The organism is Pinisolibacter aquiterrae, from assembly GCF_019160155.1.
Lineage (GTDB): Bacteria > Pseudomonadota > Alphaproteobacteria > Rhizobiales > Ancalomicrobiaceae > Pinisolibacter > Pinisolibacter aquiterrae.
On sequence record NZ_JAFNIH010000019.1, the window covers coordinates 337,975 to 356,063 of the forward strand.

At 68.1% G+C, this 18,089-nt stretch carries 18 protein-coding genes; 9 read left to right on the top strand and 9 right to left on the bottom strand.

The features are described from left to right. Positions 1–31 precede the first annotated feature (31 nt). The 3 genes from J3S89_RS05900 to J3S89_RS05910 form a co-directional block, all read right to left on the bottom strand. Positions 32–733 (bottom strand): cytochrome b/b6 domain-containing protein, encoded by a 702-nt coding sequence (locus J3S89_RS05900; RefSeq protein WP_217926539.1) that lies wholly within the window; start codon positions 731–733, stop codon positions 32–34. Between the two features lie 8 nt (positions 734–741). Continuing rightward, entirely contained in the window at positions 742–1,179 is a 438-nt protein-coding gene (locus J3S89_RS05905; protein WP_217926540.1) for a c-type cytochrome, read from the bottom strand. Between the two features lie 129 nt (positions 1,180–1,308). Then, positions 1,309–2,904: a peptide chain release factor 3 gene (locus J3S89_RS05910; RefSeq protein ID WP_217926541.1), complete on the bottom strand. Its 1,596-nt coding sequence runs from the start codon at positions 2,902–2,904 to the stop codon at positions 1,309–1,311. Between the two features lie 141 nt (positions 2,905–3,045). Between J3S89_RS05910 and J3S89_RS05915 the strand changes: the two genes are divergently transcribed. Then, positions 3,046–3,840, top strand: coding sequence for an ArsR/SmtB family transcription factor (locus J3S89_RS05915; RefSeq protein WP_238483832.1), 795 nt, complete (start codon positions 3,046–3,048; stop codon positions 3,838–3,840). Positions 3,841–3,875: 35 nt separating this feature from the next. On the opposite strand, the gene rpoH is transcribed toward J3S89_RS05915, so the two are convergent. Both rpoH and J3S89_RS05925 read right to left on the bottom strand, forming a co-directional pair. Continuing rightward, positions 3,876–4,760: an RNA polymerase sigma factor RpoH gene (gene rpoH / locus J3S89_RS05920; RefSeq protein WP_217926542.1), complete on the bottom strand. Its 885-nt coding sequence runs from the start codon at positions 4,758–4,760 to the stop codon at positions 3,876–3,878. Positions 4,761–4,960: 200 nt separating this feature from the next. After that, positions 4,961–6,049 carry an RluA family pseudouridine synthase gene (locus J3S89_RS05925; protein WP_217926838.1) on the bottom strand — a complete coding sequence of 363 codons (1,089 nt, stop codon included), beginning with the start codon at positions 6,047–6,049 and terminating at the stop codon, positions 4,961–4,963. 110 nt (positions 6,050–6,159) lie between these two features. Here J3S89_RS05925 and J3S89_RS05930 point away from each other — a divergent pair, with 110 nt between their 5' ends. Further along, positions 6,160–6,519, top strand: coding sequence for a DUF6476 family protein (locus J3S89_RS05930; protein ID WP_217926543.1), 360 nt, complete (start codon positions 6,160–6,162; stop codon positions 6,517–6,519). Here J3S89_RS05930 and J3S89_RS05935 read toward each other — a convergent pair. Next, positions 6,503–8,551, bottom strand: a complete 2,049-nt coding sequence (locus tag J3S89_RS05935) for an acyltransferase family protein (protein ID WP_217926544.1) — start codon at positions 8,549–8,551, stop codon at positions 6,503–6,505. The genes J3S89_RS05930 and J3S89_RS05935 overlap by 17 nt on opposite strands. A gap of 378 nt (positions 8,552–8,929) precedes the next feature. Then, positions 8,930–10,831: a propionyl-CoA synthetase gene (locus tag J3S89_RS05940; protein ID WP_217926545.1), complete on the bottom strand. Its 1,902-nt coding sequence runs from the start codon at positions 10,829–10,831 to the stop codon at positions 8,930–8,932. Positions 10,832–11,093: 262 nt separating this feature from the next. Between J3S89_RS05940 and J3S89_RS05945 the strand changes: the two genes are divergently transcribed. Beyond that, a complete protein-coding gene (locus tag J3S89_RS05945; RefSeq protein ID WP_217926546.1) occupies positions 11,094–11,855 on the top strand; it encodes a sulfite exporter TauE/SafE family protein in 762 nt (253 codons plus the stop codon). Between the two features lie 111 nt (positions 11,856–11,966). Here the strand turns inward: J3S89_RS05945 and J3S89_RS05950 are convergent, their stop codons facing one another. Beyond that, positions 11,967–12,146, bottom strand: coding sequence for a YdcH family protein (locus J3S89_RS05950; protein ID WP_217926547.1), 180 nt, complete (start codon positions 12,144–12,146; stop codon positions 11,967–11,969). 322 nt (positions 12,147–12,468) lie between these two features. Here J3S89_RS05950 and J3S89_RS05955 point away from each other — a divergent pair, with 322 nt between their 5' ends. From J3S89_RS05955 to J3S89_RS05980, 6 genes are all read left to right on the top strand, one after another. After that, positions 12,469–12,675 (top strand): YdcH family protein, encoded by a 207-nt coding sequence (locus J3S89_RS05955; protein ID WP_217926548.1) that lies wholly within the window; start codon positions 12,469–12,471, stop codon positions 12,673–12,675. Positions 12,676–12,788: 113 nt separating this feature from the next. Beyond that, positions 12,789–13,286, top strand: coding sequence for a 5-(carboxyamino)imidazole ribonucleotide mutase (purE, locus tag J3S89_RS05960; RefSeq protein ID WP_217926549.1), 498 nt, complete (start codon positions 12,789–12,791; stop codon positions 13,284–13,286). After that, entirely contained in the window at positions 13,279–14,382 is a 1,104-nt protein-coding gene (locus J3S89_RS05965) for a 5-(carboxyamino)imidazole ribonucleotide synthase (protein ID WP_217926550.1), read from the top strand. Before purE ends, J3S89_RS05965 begins: the two co-directional genes overlap by 8 nt. 307 nt (positions 14,383–14,689) lie before the next feature. Further along, entirely contained in the window at positions 14,690–14,920 is a 231-nt protein-coding gene (rpsU, locus tag J3S89_RS05970) for a 30S ribosomal protein S21 (RefSeq protein WP_217926551.1), read from the top strand. Positions 14,921–15,161: 241 nt separating this feature from the next. Further along, positions 15,162–16,010 (top strand): tetratricopeptide repeat protein, encoded by an 849-nt coding sequence (locus J3S89_RS05975; protein WP_217926552.1) that lies wholly within the window; start codon positions 15,162–15,164, stop codon positions 16,008–16,010. A gap of 252 nt (positions 16,011–16,262) precedes the next feature. Continuing rightward, positions 16,263–16,532 carry a bacteriocin gene (locus tag J3S89_RS05980; protein ID WP_217926553.1) on the top strand — a complete coding sequence of 90 codons (270 nt, stop codon included), beginning with the start codon at positions 16,263–16,265 and terminating at the stop codon, positions 16,530–16,532. Positions 16,533–16,684: 152 nt separating this feature from the next. On the opposite strand, the gene J3S89_RS05985 is transcribed toward J3S89_RS05980, so the two are convergent. After that, positions 16,685–18,088, bottom strand: a complete 1,404-nt coding sequence (locus J3S89_RS05985; RefSeq protein WP_217926554.1) for an NAD(P)(+) transhydrogenase (Re/Si-specific) subunit beta — start codon at positions 18,086–18,088, stop codon at positions 16,685–16,687. Position 18,089: the final 1 nt, after the last annotated feature.

Sequence of the window (18,089 nt, forward strand, 5' to 3'; positions counted from 1 at the left end):
TTCGTGTCTGTCGATGCGCGTTCGCCGCCCGTCAGCGGGCGATCCAGATCCCGCCCCAGACGATCAGTCCGGCCGCGACGAGACAGCCGATCGCCAGCCCGATCGACCCCGGCGTCGCCGCGGCCATGTCGGCATAATCACGCGCCGGCTTGCGGCCGGTCACCATCGCCGGCGCCAACCGCTCCTTCTTCACGACGGAGTGGAACGCCACCGCCGCCAGATGCAGGACGATCGCGATCAGCAGGAGATCGAAGGCCTGATGATGGATCCGATGGGCGAGAGAGACCGCCGCATCGGAGAGCTTCGCCGAGAGCGGACCCTCGATGATCATCCGATCGGTGTCGGCGTTGAAGAGACCGGAGAGCCCCATCACCGCCGCGAGCCCGAGCAGTACCATCACCATCCACCCGCCGAGCGGATTGTGGCCGAGGTAGTGGGCCTCGCGCCCGCGCAGGAGATCGAGCCCGTAGCGGATGGTCGCGAGCGGCGCGCGCAGGAACCCCGCGAACCGCGCCGTCGATCCCCCGACCAGTCCCCACAGCAGCCGGAACACCACCAGCACCAGAACCGCGTAGCCGTTCCAGACGTGCCAGGCGACGTTGCCGGCGCCGTATTTGTTGGAGACCCAGGCCGAGACCACCGTCGCCACCAGCGCCCATTTGAAGAGGCGCGTCGGCCCGTCCCAGGCGAGAACCTGCGGCGCGGCGGACGACGAAACGGTGGCGTCGGTCATGGCTCGCCTCACTTCTTGACGCGATAGTCGTCGTGACAGGCCTTGCAGTTGCCCAGCACCTTGGGGAAGTTCGCCTTGAACGAGGCCTGATCGGTGATCGCCGCCGAGGCGGTCTCCGAGTCGGTCTTCAGCTTGGCGAAGATCCCGTCGAACTTGGTCTTCTCGTCCCAGATCTTCGGCGACGCCTCGGTCTTGCCGGTGCGGGAGTTGTCGGGGAAGAGGCCCGGCAGCTTGGCCGCCCCCTCCGCGTAGGTCGCCAGCGTCGCCTTGACCTTGGCCAGGTCGAACGGCGCCTCGCCCTTCATCATCGCCACCACCGGCCGGGTCTCGTCGCCGAAGCCCTTGAGGATGGTCTGGCGCTCGCCGAGCGCGTCGGCCGCGAAGGCCGCACCGACCGAGACGCCGGCCGTCAGGCCGACCAGGGCGAGAATCTGCAAGGTCTTCATGAAACACACCTCTCCGTCGACGCCACCGTGCTCTCTGCGGGGCGCCTTCCACCCATGCTGCATCGCACACGGGACGAGGGGGCTCCAATGAACTCTGCGTGAGTCGACCGCGTCCCGTGGTCGCGGGATTTACCCTTTCTGGTAGTCCTTGACGTCGGTGAATCTCAGCATGTCCCAGCGATCCTGCTCGTATTTGAGCGCGAAGGTCGAAGTCGCCAGATAGACCGGGTCGCCGTCGAGATCGGTGCACATGGCCGAGGTGTCGCGCCGGCCGAACTCGTCGACCTTGGCCGGCTCGTCGGACGTGACCCAACGCGCCACCGCGAAACGGGTCTGCTCGAACGAGATCTCGAGCCCGTATTCCGCCCCCATCCGCTCCTTGAGCACGTCGAGCTGGAGGTTGCCGACCACGCCGACGATCGGCTGCGAGCCGTCGCGCGGCTGGAACACCTGGACGACGCCCTCTTCCGCCATCTGCTGGAGCGCCTCCTTGAGCTTCTTCGCCTTCATCGCGTCGGCGACGCGGACCCGGCGCAGGATCTCCGGCGCGAAGGACGGCACGCCGCGGAACACCAGATCCTCGCCCTCGGTCAGCGTGTCGCCGATGCGCAGCGTGCCGTGGTTGGGCAGGCCGACGATGTCGCCGGCGAAGGCCTCGTCGGCGATCGAGCGATCCTGCGCGAAGAAGAACTGCGGCGCCGTGAGCCCGATCGTCTTGCCGGTGCGCACGAGCTTCACCCGCATGCCGCGCGTGAGCTTGCCCGAGCAGACCCGCATGAAGGCGATGCGGTCGCGATGGTTCGGATCCATGTTCGCCTGGATCTTGAAGACGAAGCCGCTCATCTTCGGCTCCTTCGCCTCGACGACCCGGCTCGCCGCGTGTTGCTCACGCGGCGGCGGCGCGAAGCGGCCGACCGCGTCGATCAGATCCTGCACGCCCATGTCCCTGAGCGCCGAGCCGAAATAGACCGGCGTCATGTGCCCCTCGAGGAAGGACTGGAGCACGAAGGGCTTGGCCGCCCCTTGCGCCAGCTCCACCTCGTCCTTGAACTGGGCGAAGTCGTGCGGCGGCAGCAGCGCCTCGATGCGCGGATCGTCCGGCCCGGAGACCGGAATGCTCTCTTCCGCGTCCTTCAGGCGAATGGTGTTCGTGTCGAGATCGTAGGTCCCGGCGAAGGCCTTGCCGCGCCCGATCGGCCAGCACTTCGGCGTGGTGTCGAGGGCGAGCGAATTCTCGATGTCGTCGAGAAGCTCGAACGGATCCATCGTCTCGCGGTCCATCTTGTTGATGAACGTGACGATCGGAATGTCGCGCAGACGGCACACCTCGACCAGCTTCAAGGTCCGCGCCTCGACGCCCTTGGCCGCGTCGAGCACCATCACGGCGGCGTCGACGGCGGTGAGCGTCCGGTAAGTGTCCTCCGAGAAGTCCTCGTGACCGGGCGTGTCGAGCAGGTTGAAGACGTGGCCGCCATATTCGAAGGTCATGACCGAGGTCACGACCGAAATGCCGCGCTCCTTCTCGATCCCCATCCAGTCCGACCGCGTCTGCCGCCGGTCGCCCTTGGCGCGCACCTGTCCCGCGAGCTGGATCGCGCCGCCGAAGAGCAGCAGCTTCTCGGTCAGCGTCGTCTTGCCGGCGTCCGGATGCGAGATGATCGCGAAGGTGCGGCGACGGGCGACGGGATCGGCGGCGCTGTCGTGCGCCGGAAGATGAGCGGACATGGGCGTTCTCGGGAGCATCGAGGGCGCGCGCGGCCGTTCCGCGCGTACGTGGGTGGGAATGCCGGGGATGGGCGCTCCTGTCAACCGATCGCACCCGCGCGTCGTCGATCCGCGACCGGAGGCGGCTTGACATGTGACCATATGGTCACCTATCGTCTCCCCATGGACGACGTCTTCGACGCGCTCGCTCACCCGATCCGCCGGGATCTGCTCGACGCCCTTCGCGAGAAGGACGGGCAGACCCTCGGCGAACTCGAGCGCCGCCACGCGGTCACCCGCTTCGCGGTGATGAAACACCTGCGCCTGCTCGAGGAGGCCGGGCTGGTGACGTCCCTCAAGACGGGGCGCGAGAAGCGTCACTATCTCAACCCCGCGCCGATCCAGAGGATCGTCGATCGATGGGTCTCGCGTTACGCGGCCCCCTTCGTTCGCACCATGGTCGATCTCGCCGAAACCTTCGAAAGAGGTGCCGCAATGTCGCGTCCCGGTCCGAAACACGTATGGGAGATCTTCGTCCGCGCCGCGCCCGAGGAAATCTGGACGGTCCTGACCGACGACGCCCGGACGCCGCTCTGGCAGCATTTCGACATGACCTCGAAGACCGATTGGCGGCCGGGCGGCGCCATCACCTTCTTCGTCGGCGACCGACCGATGATCGTCGGCGAAATCCTGGAGCTGGAACCGCCGCGCCGGCTGGTTCATTCCTTCTCCGCCCGCTGGGCGCCCGACGTCGCCGCCGACGCCCCCTCGCGCGTGACCTGGGAGTTGCTCCCCATCGGCGCGACGGCCACCAAATTGGTCCTGACCCACGACGATTTCGAAGGCGAGACCGCCACCAGCCGCGCCGTCGGCGGCGGCTGGCCCGAGGCCCTGTCGCGTCTCAAGACCCTGGTGGAGACGGGCGAACCCTTCCTCATGCCGCCGCAGCACGGCTGAACGCATCGGCGCGCGACGAACGCCGCGCGCCCCGGTCACGCCGGCGCGAGGGCCTTCGCCGCGCCCTTCTTGACCGCCTCCTGCACCTTCTCGAAGGCGCGGACCTCGATCTGGCGGACGCGTTCGCGGGAGATGCCGAATTCGGTCGAGAGATCCTCGAGCGTGATCGGATCCTCGGCGAGGCGTCGCGCCTCGAAGATGCGGCGTTCACGGTCGTTGAGCACATCGAGCGCCGAGGCGAGCAGCGCCTTGCGCCCGTCGAGCTCCTGGCGATCGGCGAGCTGGGTCTCCTGGTCGTCGGCATGGTCGACCAGCCAGTCCTGCCACTCCGCGCCTTCCTCGTCGGAGCGGACCGGCGCGTTGAGCGAGGCGTCGCCGCCGAGACGGCGGTTCATCGAGATCACGTCGTTCTCGGTCACGCCGAGTTTGGTGGCGATGGTCTTGACCTGATCGGGATGGAGATCGCCCTCGTCGAGGGCGTGAATCTGGCTCTTCACCCGCCGCAGATTGAAGAAGAGGCGCTTCTGATTGGCGGTGGTGCCCATCTTCACGAGGCTCCACGAGCGCAGGATGTACTCCTGGATCGCCGCCTTGATCCACCACATCGCATAGGTCGCGAGCCGGAAGCCCTTCTCGGGCTCGAACCGCTTGACCGCCTGCATCAGGCCGACGTTGCCCTCCGAGATCACTTCCGAGATCGGCAGGCCATAGCCGCGATAGCCCATCGCGATCTTGGCGACGAGACGGAGGTGGGAGGTGACGAGTTTTTCCGCCGCGGTCGGGTCCTCGTGCTCGCGCCAGCGCTTGGCGAGCATGTATTCTTCCTGAGGCTGGAGCATCGGGAAGCGACGGATTTCGTCGAGATACCGCGACAGGCCGCCTTCGAGAGAGGCGAGCGCGGGAAGTGAAGCACGGGCCATGGAGCAGCGCCCTTTCCGATCTCTGTGGGGGACGTATCCCCCGAGGAACCCCCGACCCTTCGGCGGGTTCCGGCCTTCGGCGCCCCTTCCTGGGCACGCCGGGGTGAGATCATACGGCAACTCTCGGCGAAAATGCGACCATCTTCGCCATCACGTCCGCTCGAGGAGCCCGTGACCCGAGGTCGCGCCGGCCGAAAGACTCAATCGAGAGTGCGCAGCGCCTCGACCAGACGCTCCATGTCCTCGGGCATCTCCGCCTCGAAGCGCATCACCTTCTTCCGGCCCGAGGGATGGGCGAAGGCGAGCAGAAAGGCATGGAGCGCCTGCCGGTTCAGCGCCTTCAGCGCCTCCGCCGCCTCCGGCGCGATCCGCTCGAGCTTGTCGAGCTTGGTGCGGAAGCCCGAGCCGTAGAGATCGTCGCCGAGGAGCGGATGGCCGATCTCGGCCATGTGGACGCGGATCTGATGGGTGCGCCCGGTCTCGAGCGAGCACTCGACGAGGCTCGCCACCGGGCCGGCCTCCGCCTCGCGGATCTTGGCGCCGGGCCGCGGCGCCCCGAAGGTCTCGAGCACCCGGAAATGGGTGATCGCCTCGCGCCCGCCCGACTTCACCGCCGCCATCGCCTGACGATTGCGCGGATCGCGGCCGATCTGGGTGGTGATGGTGCCTTCCATGTACTTCGGCACGCCCCAGACCACCGCGTGATAGGCGCGCTCGAGCGGCCCGGTGCGGCCGTGATCGGCGAATTGCGCGGCGAGGCTCTGGTGCGCGCGGTCGGTCTTGGCGACCACCATCAGCCCGGACGTGTCCTTGTCGAGGCGATGGACGATGCCCGGCCGCTCGACCCCGCCGATGCCGGAGAGCGAGCCCTTGCAGTGGTGGAGGAGCGCGTTGACCAGCGTTCCCGAGGCATTGCCGGCGCCGGGATGGACGACGAGCCCGGCCGGCTTCATCAGCACCACCACGTCGTCGTCCTCGTGGACGATGTCGAGCGGAATGTCCTCCGGCTCCGGCTTCGCCACCGCCGGCGCCGGCAGATCGACGACGATCCGGCCGCCTGCGTTGATCTTGCGCGAGGCCTCGGTTACCAAGGTGCCGTCGAGCGTCACCCGGCCCTCGCCGATCAAGGCCTTCAGCCGCGATCGGGAGAGCGAGGGGATGCGTCGCGCCAGCGCCGCGTCGAGCCGTTCGGCCGAGGCTTCCGCCTCGATTTCGATGTCGATCGGTCCGGCCGTCGGCGCGGACGCCGCGCTCTCGTCCTCGGTCTCGTCGAGATCGTCGGCGGGCATCGCGGCATCCACCTCGGGCAGGCCGGCGGCGTCGGCCTCGTAGGCCGCGGCGATCCGCGCCATCCGCTCCCGCTTCGTCTCTCTCACCATTGCCGAGATCTCGCTCCCCGATGACCAATCCCAATTTCGAAGACGACGAAAAGCCCCTCGACGCCGCCCAACTCCGCCTTCAGGCCAAGTTGAAGAGACTGCTCCTGGGCTCCACCGCCGTGATGGTCATCGGGTTCGTGGCGGTCTTCGCCGCGATCTTCTATCGCGTCACCCGCGTCGATGTGAAGCCCGCCGTGACCTTCGATCACCCGATCATCGCCGAACTGCCGCTGCCGGAGGGCGCCCGCGTCACCGCGACCCGCCTCGACGGCGACCGTATGACGGTGACGCTCGAGAGCCCGAAGGGCGCCGCGATCCTGATCGTCGACATCACCACCATGAAGGTGATCCGCCGGCTCGATCTCACGGCCGGGAAGTGACGCCCACCCCCGTCGACGACGTCTCCGGCGACGGCGCCGCCGTCGGCCGGGCCAGCATCGCCGCGAAGAGCGGCGCGAGCCGCTTCGCGCCGAGCCGCGACACATGGTCGGAATCCATGTAGAGCGGCCCCTCCGGCGTCAGCACCGTGCAACGCTCCGCGTCACAGAACGTATCGGCCGGGTCGACCGACTCGACCCAGGTCCGCCCCTTCACCGCCTGTTCGAGCAGCGCCCGCGAGGTCGTCTGCCGCGCCGTGTGTTCGGCCCGCGTCGGCCCGAGCGGGACCGGCCGGCCGAGCCGCATCGCATTGGCGACGACGTTGGGCACGTCGAATTTGACCTCCGGCGTCGAGGCCATCAGATGCACCCGCCGGCCGGCGAGCGCGTCGAGCGTCGCCTCGAGCGAGGTCTCGAGCACCGCCCAGCGCTCCGCCTCGCCGAGCGTGCGCCCGTTCGAGCGGATGGCGTGGAGCCGGGCCGGCGAGCGGCCGTAGTCGTGTCCCGTGACGGTCCAGGCCCAGCGCGCCACGATGATCACGTCGGTGATGTCCGGCTGCGCCGCGATCTCGGCGAGCGCCGCCTTCACATGCGCCGCGCAGCGCAGATCGTTGCCGACCGTCTGATCGATGCCGACGAGCGGCGGACACCCGCCCTTGCCGAGATAGAGCCCCTTGCGTCCGGCCTCCCGCGCGACGTCGGCGATCGCTCCGGCGGTGGCGCGCGAATGGGAATCGCCCAGGATCGCGAAGCTGATCGGTTTCGCGGGATCCCCGGTCGCCCCGATCACGCAAGGCGCGCGTTCCCCGGCGATGCCCTCGTCGACGCCCGGACAGAGCTCGCCGATCGCCACGCCCTCCTGCTGCACGGCGGCGATCGCCGCCTGCGCCGGCGTCGTCCACCGGCCGAGGTTCTTGGTGTTGAAGGTGACGATGCCGGCGGCGACCACCGCCAGCGAGACGACGCCCGCCGTCGCGAAGAGGCGGCTGCGCCGCGCCAGCACGCCGCGCGAGCGGATCGGCGTCTCGAGCCACACCAGCGTGCCCCACGACAGCAGCACCGTCGCCACCGCGATCACGGCGCCCTCGACCGGCGTCACCGGGTGGAAGAAATAGACCTGGGTGAAGACGATCAGCGGCCAGTGCCACAGATACATCGGATAGGAGATCCGGCCGATGAAGGTGAAGGGCGCCGTGGCGAGGAGCCGCGCCGCCGGACCGACGCCCGAGGCGAGCACCAGCGTCGCGCCGATCACCGGGCCGGCCGCCACCCATCCCGGAAACGCCATGGAATCGTCGATCCGGAAGAGCGACAGGACGATCAGCCCGAGCCCGACCACGCCGAGCCCCGAGCGCACACGCTCCGAGGCGCCGTCGAGCGGCCGCAGCGCCAACAGCGCGCCCGCGCCGAGTTCCCAGAGACGCATCGGCAACAGGAAATAGGCGTCCGCATAGCCGAGGACGCCGCTCACCACGCTGGCGAGGAAGGAGAGGACGACGAGCCCGCCGACCAGCTTCACCCGGTCGATCGAAAAGCGCGCGGCGCCGAGCAGCAGCAGCGGAAAGACGATGTAATACTGTTCCTCGACGCCGAGCGACCAGGTGTGCAACAGCGGCTTGGTCGCCCCGTCCGGATCGAAATAGCCGGTCTGCCCCATGAAGACGAAATTCGAGGCGAAGAGCGGCGTCCACGACAGCGAGCGACCGAAATAGCGCAACTCCAGCGGCACGAACAACAGCCACGCCAGCGCCGCCGTGACGATCAGCACCAGGAGCAGCGCCGGATAGATGCGCCGGATGCGCCGCTCGTAGAAGGTGAGATAGGAGAAGCGCCCCTCGTCGCTCTCCCGCGCGATGATCCCGGTGATCAGAAAGCCCGAGATCACGAAGAACACGTCGACGCCGATGAAGCCGCCCGGCATCCAGCTCGCGCCGAGATGGTGCAACAGCACCGCCGTGACCGAGACCGCTCGCAGACCGTCGATATCGGGACGATACCCGGATCCCCTCGGGGTACTGGCTTCGATCGCGGTCATTCGCAGGGTCCATCGGCAAGGCAAGGAGAGGCACGATCGTCTCGGCCTCGGTTCCCGGAACCTATAGAGATCCGGAAACCTGGACACAACGAACCAGATACGTTTCCCGGCGACGAGCAACCGGCCCGCCGTGCCGGCACCGCGCGCCGGTGCGCTCGAATTCATCGAACGATCACAGTCACTTGTGCTGATCACCCGACCCTCGGCCGGCGCCGCGCCCGCGCCCACCGCCGTGCCCGGACGGACACACGAGGCCGGCTTCGACATCGCTCCACCCCGAAACGGTGAAGGGGCCCGACCGCTTCGCGGCCGAACCCCTTCGGTCTCCTCCCAGAGACTTGGTGGACGAGGGGCGCCTGTGACGCCCCTCGGTATTTCTCAGACGCCGATGCCGCGATCGCGGATCGCCGCCTCGATCTCTTCCAGCACCGCCGGATCGTCGATCGTCGCCGGCATGTTCCATTCCTGCTGGTCGGCGATCTTCTGCATGGTGCCGCGCAGGATCTTGCCGGAGCGGGTCTTGGGCAGGCGGTCGACGGTGATCGCCACCTTGAAGGCGGCGACGGCGCCGATCTTGGCGCGCACCAGCGCCACCAGCTCCTTCTCGAGCGTCTCCGCGTCCTTGGTGACGCCGGCCTTCAGCACCACGAATCCGCAGGGCATCTGGCCCTTCATCTCGTCGTGCACGCCGATGACGGCGCATTCGGCGACGTCCGGGTGCGAGGCCAGAACCTCCTCCATGCCGCCGGTCGACAGACGATGGCCGGCGACGTTGATGATGTCGTCGGTGCGCGCCATGATGAAGAGGTAGCCGTCGGCGTCCATGTAGCCCGCGTCGCCGGTCTTGTAGTAGCCGGGGAAGTCGACGAGGTAGCTGTCGATGAAGCGCTGATCGGCGTTCCACAGCGTCGGCAGGCACGACGGCGGCAGCGGCAGCTTGATGACGATCGAGCCCATCTCGCCCGGCTTCATCGGATGCAGCCCGTCGTCGACGATCTGCACGTCGTAGCCCGGCATCGGCACCGTCGGCGAACCGTGCTTGACCGGCAGGAGCCCGAGCCCGACCGGATTGCCGGCGATCGCCCAACCCGTCTCGGTCTGCCACCAGTGATCGATCACCGGCACGCCGACGTGGGTCTCGGCCCACTGCACCGTGTCCGGATCGGCGCGCTCGCCGGCCAGGAACAGGGTGCGCAGCGACGAGATGTCGTACTTCTTCAGGTACTCGCCCTCGGGGTCTTCCTTCTTGATCGCGCGCAGCGCGGTCGGCGCGGTGAAGAAGCCGGAGACCTTGTACTCCTCGATGATCCGCCAGAACGTGCCGGGGTCGGGCGTGCCGACCGGCTTGCCCTCGAACACGATCGTGGTCGCGCCGTAGAGCAGCGTCGCGTAGCAGATGTAGGAATGGCCGACGACCCAACCGACGTCGGAGGCCGCCCAGAACACCTCGCCCGGCTCGATGCCGTAGTGATTCTTCATCGTCCAGTGGAGGGCGACGGCATGGCCGCCGTTGTCGCGCACCACGCCCTTCGGCGAGCCGGTGGTGCCGGACGTATAGAGAATATAGAGCGGGTCCGTCGCCAGAACCGGCACGCACGGCACGTCGCGGTCCTTGTTCGCCTCGACCAGCGCGCCGAGATCGTGGTCGCGGCCGGGGAAGAGATCCGCCGGCACCTGCGGCCGCTGGGTGATGAACACCGCGTCCGGCTTGTGGGTCGAGAGCCCGATCGCCTCGTCGAGCAACGGCTTGTAGGCGATGACCTTCTTGCCCTCGATGCCGCAGGAGGCGGTGATGATCGCCTTCGGCTTGGCGTCGTCGATGCGGGTGGAGAGCTCGCGCGGCGCGAAGCCGCCGAACACCACCGAATGGATCGCGCCGAGACGCGCGACCGCGAGCATGGCGACGATCGCTTCCGGGATCATCGGCATGTAGACGATGACGCGGTCGCCCGCGACCACGCCGGCGTCGGCGAGCGCCGCGGCGGTCGCCTGCACCCGGGTCTTCAGCTCGGCATAGGTGATCTTCGCCTTCACGCCGGTGACCGGGCTGTCGTAGATGATCGCCACCTGATCCGCCCGTCCGTTCGCCACGTGGCGATCGACGGCGTTGAAGCACGTGTTCATCTTCGCGCCGGCGAACCAGCGGCCATAGGGACCCGACGTCGGATCGAAGACCTTCTCCCAAGGCTCGACCCAATCGATCCCCTTTGCGGCCTCCGCCCAGAAAGCCTCCGGATCGGATTTCCAACTCTGGTAGACTTCGGCGTAACGGCTCGTCATGGGGTCTCCTCCGCTCCGGATCCCGCCGTTCGGGGCGTGGATTTCGGCACACGTTCGCTTTCACATCGAGCCGCCGGGCTCGCAATGCTACGTTCGACTACGCCCTCCCCGCCGCGACGCCTTGCGGTGGATCAAATTCGAAATTTCGCGGCCGAGACGCTCACTTCGCGATAGGGCGGAGCCTCGCGCTCTCCCCTGTCGTTCCCCACCGCGACCCGATAGAAGTCTCGGACTTTCGCAGCATGCTCCCGAAGGAAGTCCCATGATCGGCGCCGACGTCGCCTTCTATCTCGCCGCCCTGCCCGCCGCGATGCTGGTCGGCCTCTCCAAGGGCGGCCTGCCGATCGTCGGCATGCTCGGCGTGCCGATCCTCGCGCTCGTCGTCTCCCCGGTCCAAGCGGCCGGCCTGCTCCTGCCGATCTTCGTCGTCTCCGACTGGTTCGGCCTGTGGGCCTATCGCAAGGAATTCTCCGGCCGCAATCTGGCGATCCTGGTCCCCGGCGCCGTCGTCGGCATCGGCCTCGGCTGGCTCACGGCCGCCCACGTCTCCGAGGACGCGGTCACGCTGCTGGTCGGCCTGATCGGCCTCGCCTTCGTCGCCGATCGCATCCGCACCGCCGGCCACGCGCGCCCAGCCCGCCCCGCCGACGTGCCGCGCGGCCTGTTCTGGGGCGCGATCACCGGCTTCACCAGCTTCGTCTCCCATTCCGGCGCCCCGCCCTATCAGATGTACGCCCTGCCGCAGCGCCTGCCCAAGATGGTCTATGCCGGCACTTCGACCATCTTCTTCACCATCGTCAACGCGGTGAAGCTGATCCCCTACTGGGCGCTCGGCCAGCTCTCGCTCGCCAATCTGAAGACCATGTTGGTGCTGTTTCCCCCGGCGATCGCCGCCACTTGGATCGGCGTCCATCTGACCCGCCGGCTGCCCGAGGTCCTGTTCTTCCGTCTGGTGATGACGGCGCTCGCGGTGGTCTCGGTCAAACTGACCTGGGACGGCGCCGGCGCCCTCCTCGCCGGTTGACCCCGGGCCGTTCCGCCCGGGCGACCCCACCGAAACGAGAGGTCCCGAAAACGAAGACGCCGCGGTCGTGGGCCGCGGCGCCGGATCAGGGGTGTCTCGTGGGCGGAGACTTCAGTGCAGCGTGGCGTCGCCCCGGAGGCGATTGATCTCGTCCTTCAGCTGCAGCTTGCGGCGCTTCATCTCGGCGATTTCGAGCGAGTCGCTGCTGGGGTGAGTGGTGGCCTCCTTGATCTTGGTTTCCAGAGCAGCGTGTCGACGTTCGAGTTCCGCAAGATGCGATTCGATGGACATTTCGCATGCCTCCCTTGTTGGGACCTCACTTCATCAGCATGTCACAAAACCAGATCCGCGCAACGGTCGCGCGCCGATTCGCGAAGCCGGCAAATCGAGGCGTGATCGACGTTTTCTCAATGCTGCGCCGCACATTCAACGAAAGTTGATTCCATTTCCTCGTCGGCGTCCCCTCGACCGGAACGACGGGGACGAGTCCCCTTTTTCCTCGCGATGATCTATTCTGTCCCCCGGCGAGGTCCCGTGCCCCGCCGCCCGGATCCTCGGCTCCCTCGACGTCTCCGTCGTCGCGGGGGCGCCAGAACGAAATCGGTCGCAGCCCATGATGGAAGACGAAGAGAACGACATTCGGGGTGAGCTCATCCATCTGCGTCAGGAGCACCGCGATCTCGATTTCGCGATCTCCGCCCTGATCGAAAGCGCCCGCGGCGATCACCTCACCATCCAGCGTCTGAAGAAGAAGAAGTTGGCGATCAAGGATCGCATCAATCGCCTCGAGGACCGACTGGTCCCGGACATCATCGCCTGAGCCCGGGACGCCCTCGCCGTGCCGCTCCCCCACGACCTCCGTCCGGCTTGCACGCGCGCCGACCATCCCCTATACCGCGCGCTCCCTTGTTGGATCTCGAGAAAGAGAGCTCGATGACCGCGTCTTCGCCTCCGGTCGCCATCATCATGGGCAGCCAGTCCGACTGGGAGACCATGCGCCATGCCGCCGAGACGCTCGACTCGCTCGGTGTCGCCCACGACGCCCGCATCGTCTCCGCGCATCGCACGCCCGAACGGCTCTACGACTTCGCCCACGGCGCCAAGGCGGCCGGGTTCCAGGTGATCATCGCCGGCGCCGGCGGCGCCGCCCACCTGCCCGGCATGACCGCCTCGATGACCGCCCTGCCGGTCTTCGGCGTGCCGGTCGAGAGCAAGGCGCTGAAGGGCAAGGACAGCCTCCTCTCGATCGTCCAGATGCCGGCCGGCATCCCCGTCGGCACGCTCGCCATCGGCAAGGCCGGCGCCGTCAATGCCGCGCTCCTCGCCACCGCCGTCCTCGCCCTCTGCGACGAGGCCCTCGCCGAACGGCTCGAGGCGTGGCGGCGCCGTCAGACCGAGGCGGTCGCCGAGCGGCCGGTCGACCATGTCTGATCCCGTCCCCTCTCCCTCGGCCGTGCGCACCGTCGGCATCCTCGGCGGTGGTCAGCTCGGCCGCATGCTCGCCCTCGCCGGCGCTCGCCTCGGCCTCAAGAGCGTCGTCTACTGCCCCGACGTCGACAGCCCCGCCTTCGACGTCGCCGCCGGCCGGGTGATCGCCGCCTATGACGACGAGGCGGCGCTGGCCGCCTTCGCCGAGACCGTCGACGTCGTCACCTACGAATTCGAGAACGTCCCGGCCGCCACCGCCGCCTTCCTCGACGCCCGCGTGCCGGTACGTCCCGGCACCCGCTCGCTGGCGGTGTCGCAGGATCGCCTGTCGGAGAAGACGTTCCTCGCCGAACTGGGCATTCCCACCGCCCCGTTCCGCGCCGTCGACACGCTCGACCACCTCCATGCCGCCATCGCCGAGATCGGCTTTCCCGCCGTCCTCAAGACCCGCCGCTTCGGCTACGACGGCAAGGGTCAGGTGAAGATCAGCGACCCCGACGATCTCGAGCACGCCTTCGAGGCGATGAAGGGCGCGCCCTCGATCCTGGAGGGCTGGGTGCCGTTCCGCCGCGAGATCTCGGTGCTCACCGCGCGCGGCGTCGACGGCGCCTCGATCACCTTCGACGTCCCGGAGAACGAGCACAGCCGCCACATCCTGAAGTTCTCCCGGGTGCCCGCCGATCTGCGCCCCGAAACCCGCGACGCCGCCATGGCGATCGGCGCTCGCGTCGCCGACGCGCTCGGACACGTCGGTGTGGTGGCGATCGAGCTGTTCCTGCTCGAGACCCTCGAGGGTGAACGCCTGATCGCCAACGAGATCGCCCCACGTGTCCACAATTCCGGCCACTGGACCGAGAGCGCCTGCCTCGTCTCCCAGTTCGAGGCGCACATGCGCGCCGTCGCCGGCCTGCCGCTCGCCGACCCGCGCCGCCATTCCGACGTCGAGATGGAGAACCTGATCGGCGACGAGGCCCGCGATCCCGAACGCTTCCTCGCCGAGGCCGGCGCGAGCCTTCATCTCTACGGTAAGACCGAGATCCGGCCGGGCCGCAAGATGGGCCACGTCAACCGGATCCGCCCGCGCGCCGACCGCCGCTGACGCGACGTCGGGACGCCCCCGGGCGGGCTGATTTCGAGGCGCGTTCCGACCCGCTCCGAAGGGCGCGCCGGCACCGCCCCGAGCGCTCGGAACGGGGCGTTTTCCCCCGCTTTCCGGCGTTTTCGAGTGTGGACATCGCGGATCGATTCTGCTATCCGTCCGCGACTTCGCGAGTGTCGTCTTCAGACGCCACCCGCCCGTGCCCTTCCGAAGACGTCGTCGCCTCCGGCCGGTTACCCCGACCGAGGATCGTCGTTTCCGGTTCGTCGCGGTGACATCAACGACTGATCAAGATGGGATCGAACGCGTGCAGGTTCTCGTTCGCGACAACAACGTCGACCAGGCTCTCAAGGCGCTCAAGAAGAAGATGCAGCGCGAGGGTATCTTCCGCGAGATGAAGCTCCGCGGCCACTACGAGAAGCCTTCCGAAAAGAAGGCGCGCGAGAAGGCCGAGGCGGTCCGCCGCGCCCGCAAGCTGGCCCGCAAGCGCGCCCAGCGCGAAGGCCTGCTGCCCGGCAAGCCCGTCGTCAAGCGCTGATCCCGCGCCTGCGGCCGGTCGTTCACGAGCCTCCTCGGACGGCGTCGGACGACCCCCTCGAACCGTGTCGTTCGCGACCCCTTCGAACCGTGACGCGGGATGCCGCGTGACGGTTCTTTGCGTTTCGACTACGATCGCTCCGGCTCGAGCGTGCCCCGACCGGATCGATTCGACCCCGTGTCGATCCTCGTCCGTCTCGACACTCGCCCGCCTCGACTCCGCCCCCCCGGGAGACGCTCGCATGTCGCCGCTTCGCCGCCTCGCCCTCGCCCTCGCCGGCACCTCGCTTCTCGCCCTCGCCGGCTGCACCGGCTCGGACGGCGGCTATTCGGCCAGCGGCGGCTCCGCGCTGGTCCGCTCCCAGGACGCCGGCGCCGGCTCGGCCGCCAACATCTCCTCGCTGACCGAGGTGATTCGCGCCAATCCCAACGACGCCAATGCCTACAACCTGCGCGGCACCGCCTATGCGCGCGGCGGCGACAGCCGCGCCGCCATGGCCGATTTCGACGCCGCCCTGAAGATCGACCCGAGCTTCTATCGCGCCTGGGCCAACAAGGGCCTGGTGCTGCGCCAGATCGGCCAGCTGCAGCCGGCGGTCGCCGCCTATGATCGCGCGCTCGAGATCAAGCCGGACTATTCCGCCGCCCTGCTCGGACGCGGCAACGTCTACCGCCACATGGGCCAGCGCGAACGCGCCATCGCCGACTTCACCCAGGCGATCCAGGTCGACCCGCGCAATGCCGGCGCCTATCACGACCGCGCCCTGACCAAACAGTCGATGGGCGACCGCACCGGCGCCCTCGCCGACTATTCCGCCGCGATCGAGCGCGACGCCACCGCCCCCGAGCCCTTCAACGCCCGCGGCCTGCTCAAGGCCTCCGGCGGCGATCTGCGCGGCGCCCTCGACGACTTCAACGGCGCCCTCAACAACGATCTCCAATACGGCGAGGCCTGGATCAACCGCGGCGTCGTCGAGGAACAGCTCGGCGATCGCAAGGACGCCCTCGCCTCCTGCCAGCGCGGCGTCTCCCTGGTGCCCCAGTCGCAACTCGGCCAGGAATGCGTGAAGCGGCTCTCCGGCCGCGTCTGACGCGCCCCTCCTCCACGCTCCGAGACGATGCGTCCGCGCCTGAAATTCAGGTTGCGGACGCATGACTCCACCTGTTCGACGTGTTCGCCGAACCACCTGTCCGCGTCGGCCAGTGTCCGCCCGCGCCGGGCGGCCACAACCCTCGGTGAATTAAGCAAATAGTGAATACACGGGCCGCGCGCGTCACAATTAGACCGCGAAGTCGTATCATCGGTCATCCACTCTCGGACTGAATCAAGGGGGAGATTTCCAATGATCAAGATCGCAGCTCCGATCGCGCTCGCGCTGATGCTCGCCGCCTGCTCGACCACCTCGCAGACCGACCGCACCCTCGGCGGCGCCGCCATCGGTGCCGGCACCGGCGCGCTGATCGGCGCGGCCACCGGCCACGGCCCGGGCGCCACCCTCGCCGGCGCCGCGATCGGCGGCATGGGCGGCGCGGTGATCGGCGCGGCCACCACGCCGAAGAACTGCATCGCTCGCGACCGCTACGGCCGCCGCTATCGCGTCGCCTGCCCGTGAGCCGAGGTCCGGTCTCGCCGCACCCGCCGCGAGACCGACCGCGCAATGCCAAACGAAACCCCGCGCTTCCGACGAAGCGCGGGGTTTTCTCGTTTCGAACGACCCGAGCATGATGCCGGCCGGGAGGGACGGACCCTCCCGGCCGGCATCGATCAATGGATCGCCTTCAGCACCTCTTCGGTGACCTTCTTGGCGTCGCCGAACAGCATCATCGTGTTGTCGCGGAAGAACAGCTCGTTCTCCACGCCGGCGTAGCCCGAGCCCATGCCGCGCTTGATGAACAGCACGGTCTTGGCCTTCTCGACGTCGAGGATCGGCATGCCGAAGATCGGCGAGGCCGGATCCGACTTGGCGGCCGGATTGGTGACGTCGTTGGCGCCGATGACATAGGCGACGTCCGCCTGTCCGAATTCGGAGTTGATGTCCTCCAGTTCGAACACCTCGTCGTAGGGCACGTTGGCTTCCGCCAGGAGCACGTTCATGTGGCCCGGCATGCGGCCCGCCACAGGATGGATGGCGTATTTCACCTCGACGCCCTCTTCCTTCAGAAGGTCGCCCATCTCGCGCAGCGCGTGCTGCGCCTGCGCCACCGCCATGCCGTATCCGGGCACGATGATGACCTTCTGGGCGTTCTTCATGATGAAGGCGGCATCCTCGGCCGAGCCGTGCTTGACCGGACGGCTCTCCTTGACCCCGGCCGGCCCCGCCGCTGCCGCGGCGTCACCGCCGAAGCCGCCGAGAATGACCGAGATGAACGAGCGGTTCATCGCCTTGCACATGATGTAGGAGAGGATCGCGCCCGAGGAGCCGACCAGCGCCCCGGTGATGATCAGCGCCGTGTTGCCGAGCGTGAAGCCGATGCCGGCCGCCGCCCACCCCGAATAGGAGTTGAGCATCGACACCACGACGGGCATGTCGGCGCCGCCGATCGGGATGATGATCAGGCCGCCGAGCGCCAGCGACACGAACACGATCATCCAGAACAGGAAGTGGCTCTCGGTCTTGACCAGGAGCGCGATAAGGACGAGCAGCAGGATGGCGAGGCCGATGTTGATGCCGTGGCGCATCGGCAGCATGATCGGCTTGCCCGACATGTTGCCGTTGAGCTTGGCGAAGGCGATGACCGAGCCGGTGAAGGTGATCGCGCCGATCGCCACGCCGAGCGACATCTCGACGAGAGCCTGACCGTGGATCGCGCCGATCGAGCCGATGCCGAAGGCCTCCGGGGCATAGAGCGCGCCGGCGGCGACGAAGACGGCGGCGAGGCCGACGAGGCTGTGGAAGGCCGCGACCAGCTGCGGCATCTCGGTCATGGCGATCTTGCGCGCGATGACCGCGCCGATGCCGCCGCCGATCGCCAGACCCGCCAGGATCAGCACGGCCGAGCCGAACGACGGCTTGGCCGCGACCAGCGTCACCACGATGGCGACGGCCATGCCGACCATGCCGTAGAAATTGCCCTGCCGCGACGTCGCCGGGCTGGAGAGACCACGCAAGGAGAGAATGAAGAGAACGCCGGATACCAGATAGAGGACGGCGGTGATGTCGGCACTCATG

Coding starts and splice junctions, on each gene's coding strand:
- J3S89_RS05980 (WP_217926553.1), top strand. CDS start 16,263: ATGATCAAGATCGCAGCTCCGATCGCGCTCGCGCTGATGCTCGCCGCC.
- J3S89_RS05965 (WP_217926550.1), top strand. CDS start 13,279: ATGTCTGATCCCGTCCCCTCTCCCTCGGCCGTGCGCACCGTCGGCATC.
- J3S89_RS05910 (WP_217926541.1), bottom strand. CDS start 2,904: ATGTCCGCTCATCTTCCGGCGCACGACAGCGCCGCCGATCCCGTCGCC.
- purE (WP_217926549.1), top strand. CDS start 12,789: ATGACCGCGTCTTCGCCTCCGGTCGCCATCATCATGGGCAGCCAGTCC.
- J3S89_RS05900 (WP_217926539.1), bottom strand. CDS start 733: ATGACCGACGCCACCGTTTCGTCGTCCGCCGCGCCGCAGGTTCTCGCC.
- J3S89_RS05905 (WP_217926540.1), bottom strand. CDS start 1,179: ATGAAGACCTTGCAGATTCTCGCCCTGGTCGGCCTGACGGCCGGCGTC.
- J3S89_RS05955 (WP_217926548.1), top strand. CDS start 12,469: ATGATGGAAGACGAAGAGAACGACATTCGGGGTGAGCTCATCCATCTG.
- J3S89_RS05935 (WP_217926544.1), bottom strand. CDS start 8,551: ATGACCGCGATCGAAGCCAGTACCCCGAGGGGATCCGGGTATCGTCCC.
- rpoH (WP_217926542.1), bottom strand. CDS start 4,760: ATGGCCCGTGCTTCACTTCCCGCGCTCGCCTCTCTCGAAGGCGGCCTG.
- J3S89_RS05945 (WP_217926546.1), top strand. CDS start 11,094: ATGATCGGCGCCGACGTCGCCTTCTATCTCGCCGCCCTGCCCGCCGCG.
- J3S89_RS05925 (WP_217926838.1), bottom strand. CDS start 6,049: ATGCCCGCCGACGATCTCGACGAGACCGAGGACGAGAGCGCGGCGTCC.
- J3S89_RS05985 (WP_217926554.1), bottom strand. CDS start 18,088: ATGAGTGCCGACATCACCGCCGTCCTCTATCTGGTATCCGGCGTTCTC.
- J3S89_RS05915 (WP_238483832.1), top strand. CDS start 3,046: ATGGTCACCTATCGTCTCCCCATGGACGACGTCTTCGACGCGCTCGCT.
- J3S89_RS05950 (WP_217926547.1), bottom strand. CDS start 12,146: ATGTCCATCGAATCGCATCTTGCGGAACTCGAACGTCGACACGCTGCT.
- J3S89_RS05975 (WP_217926552.1), top strand. CDS start 15,162: ATGTCGCCGCTTCGCCGCCTCGCCCTCGCCCTCGCCGGCACCTCGCTT.
- J3S89_RS05930 (WP_217926543.1), top strand. CDS start 6,160: ATGACCAATCCCAATTTCGAAGACGACGAAAAGCCCCTCGACGCCGCC.
- J3S89_RS05940 (WP_217926545.1), bottom strand. CDS start 10,831: ATGACGAGCCGTTACGCCGAAGTCTACCAGAGTTGGAAATCCGATCCG.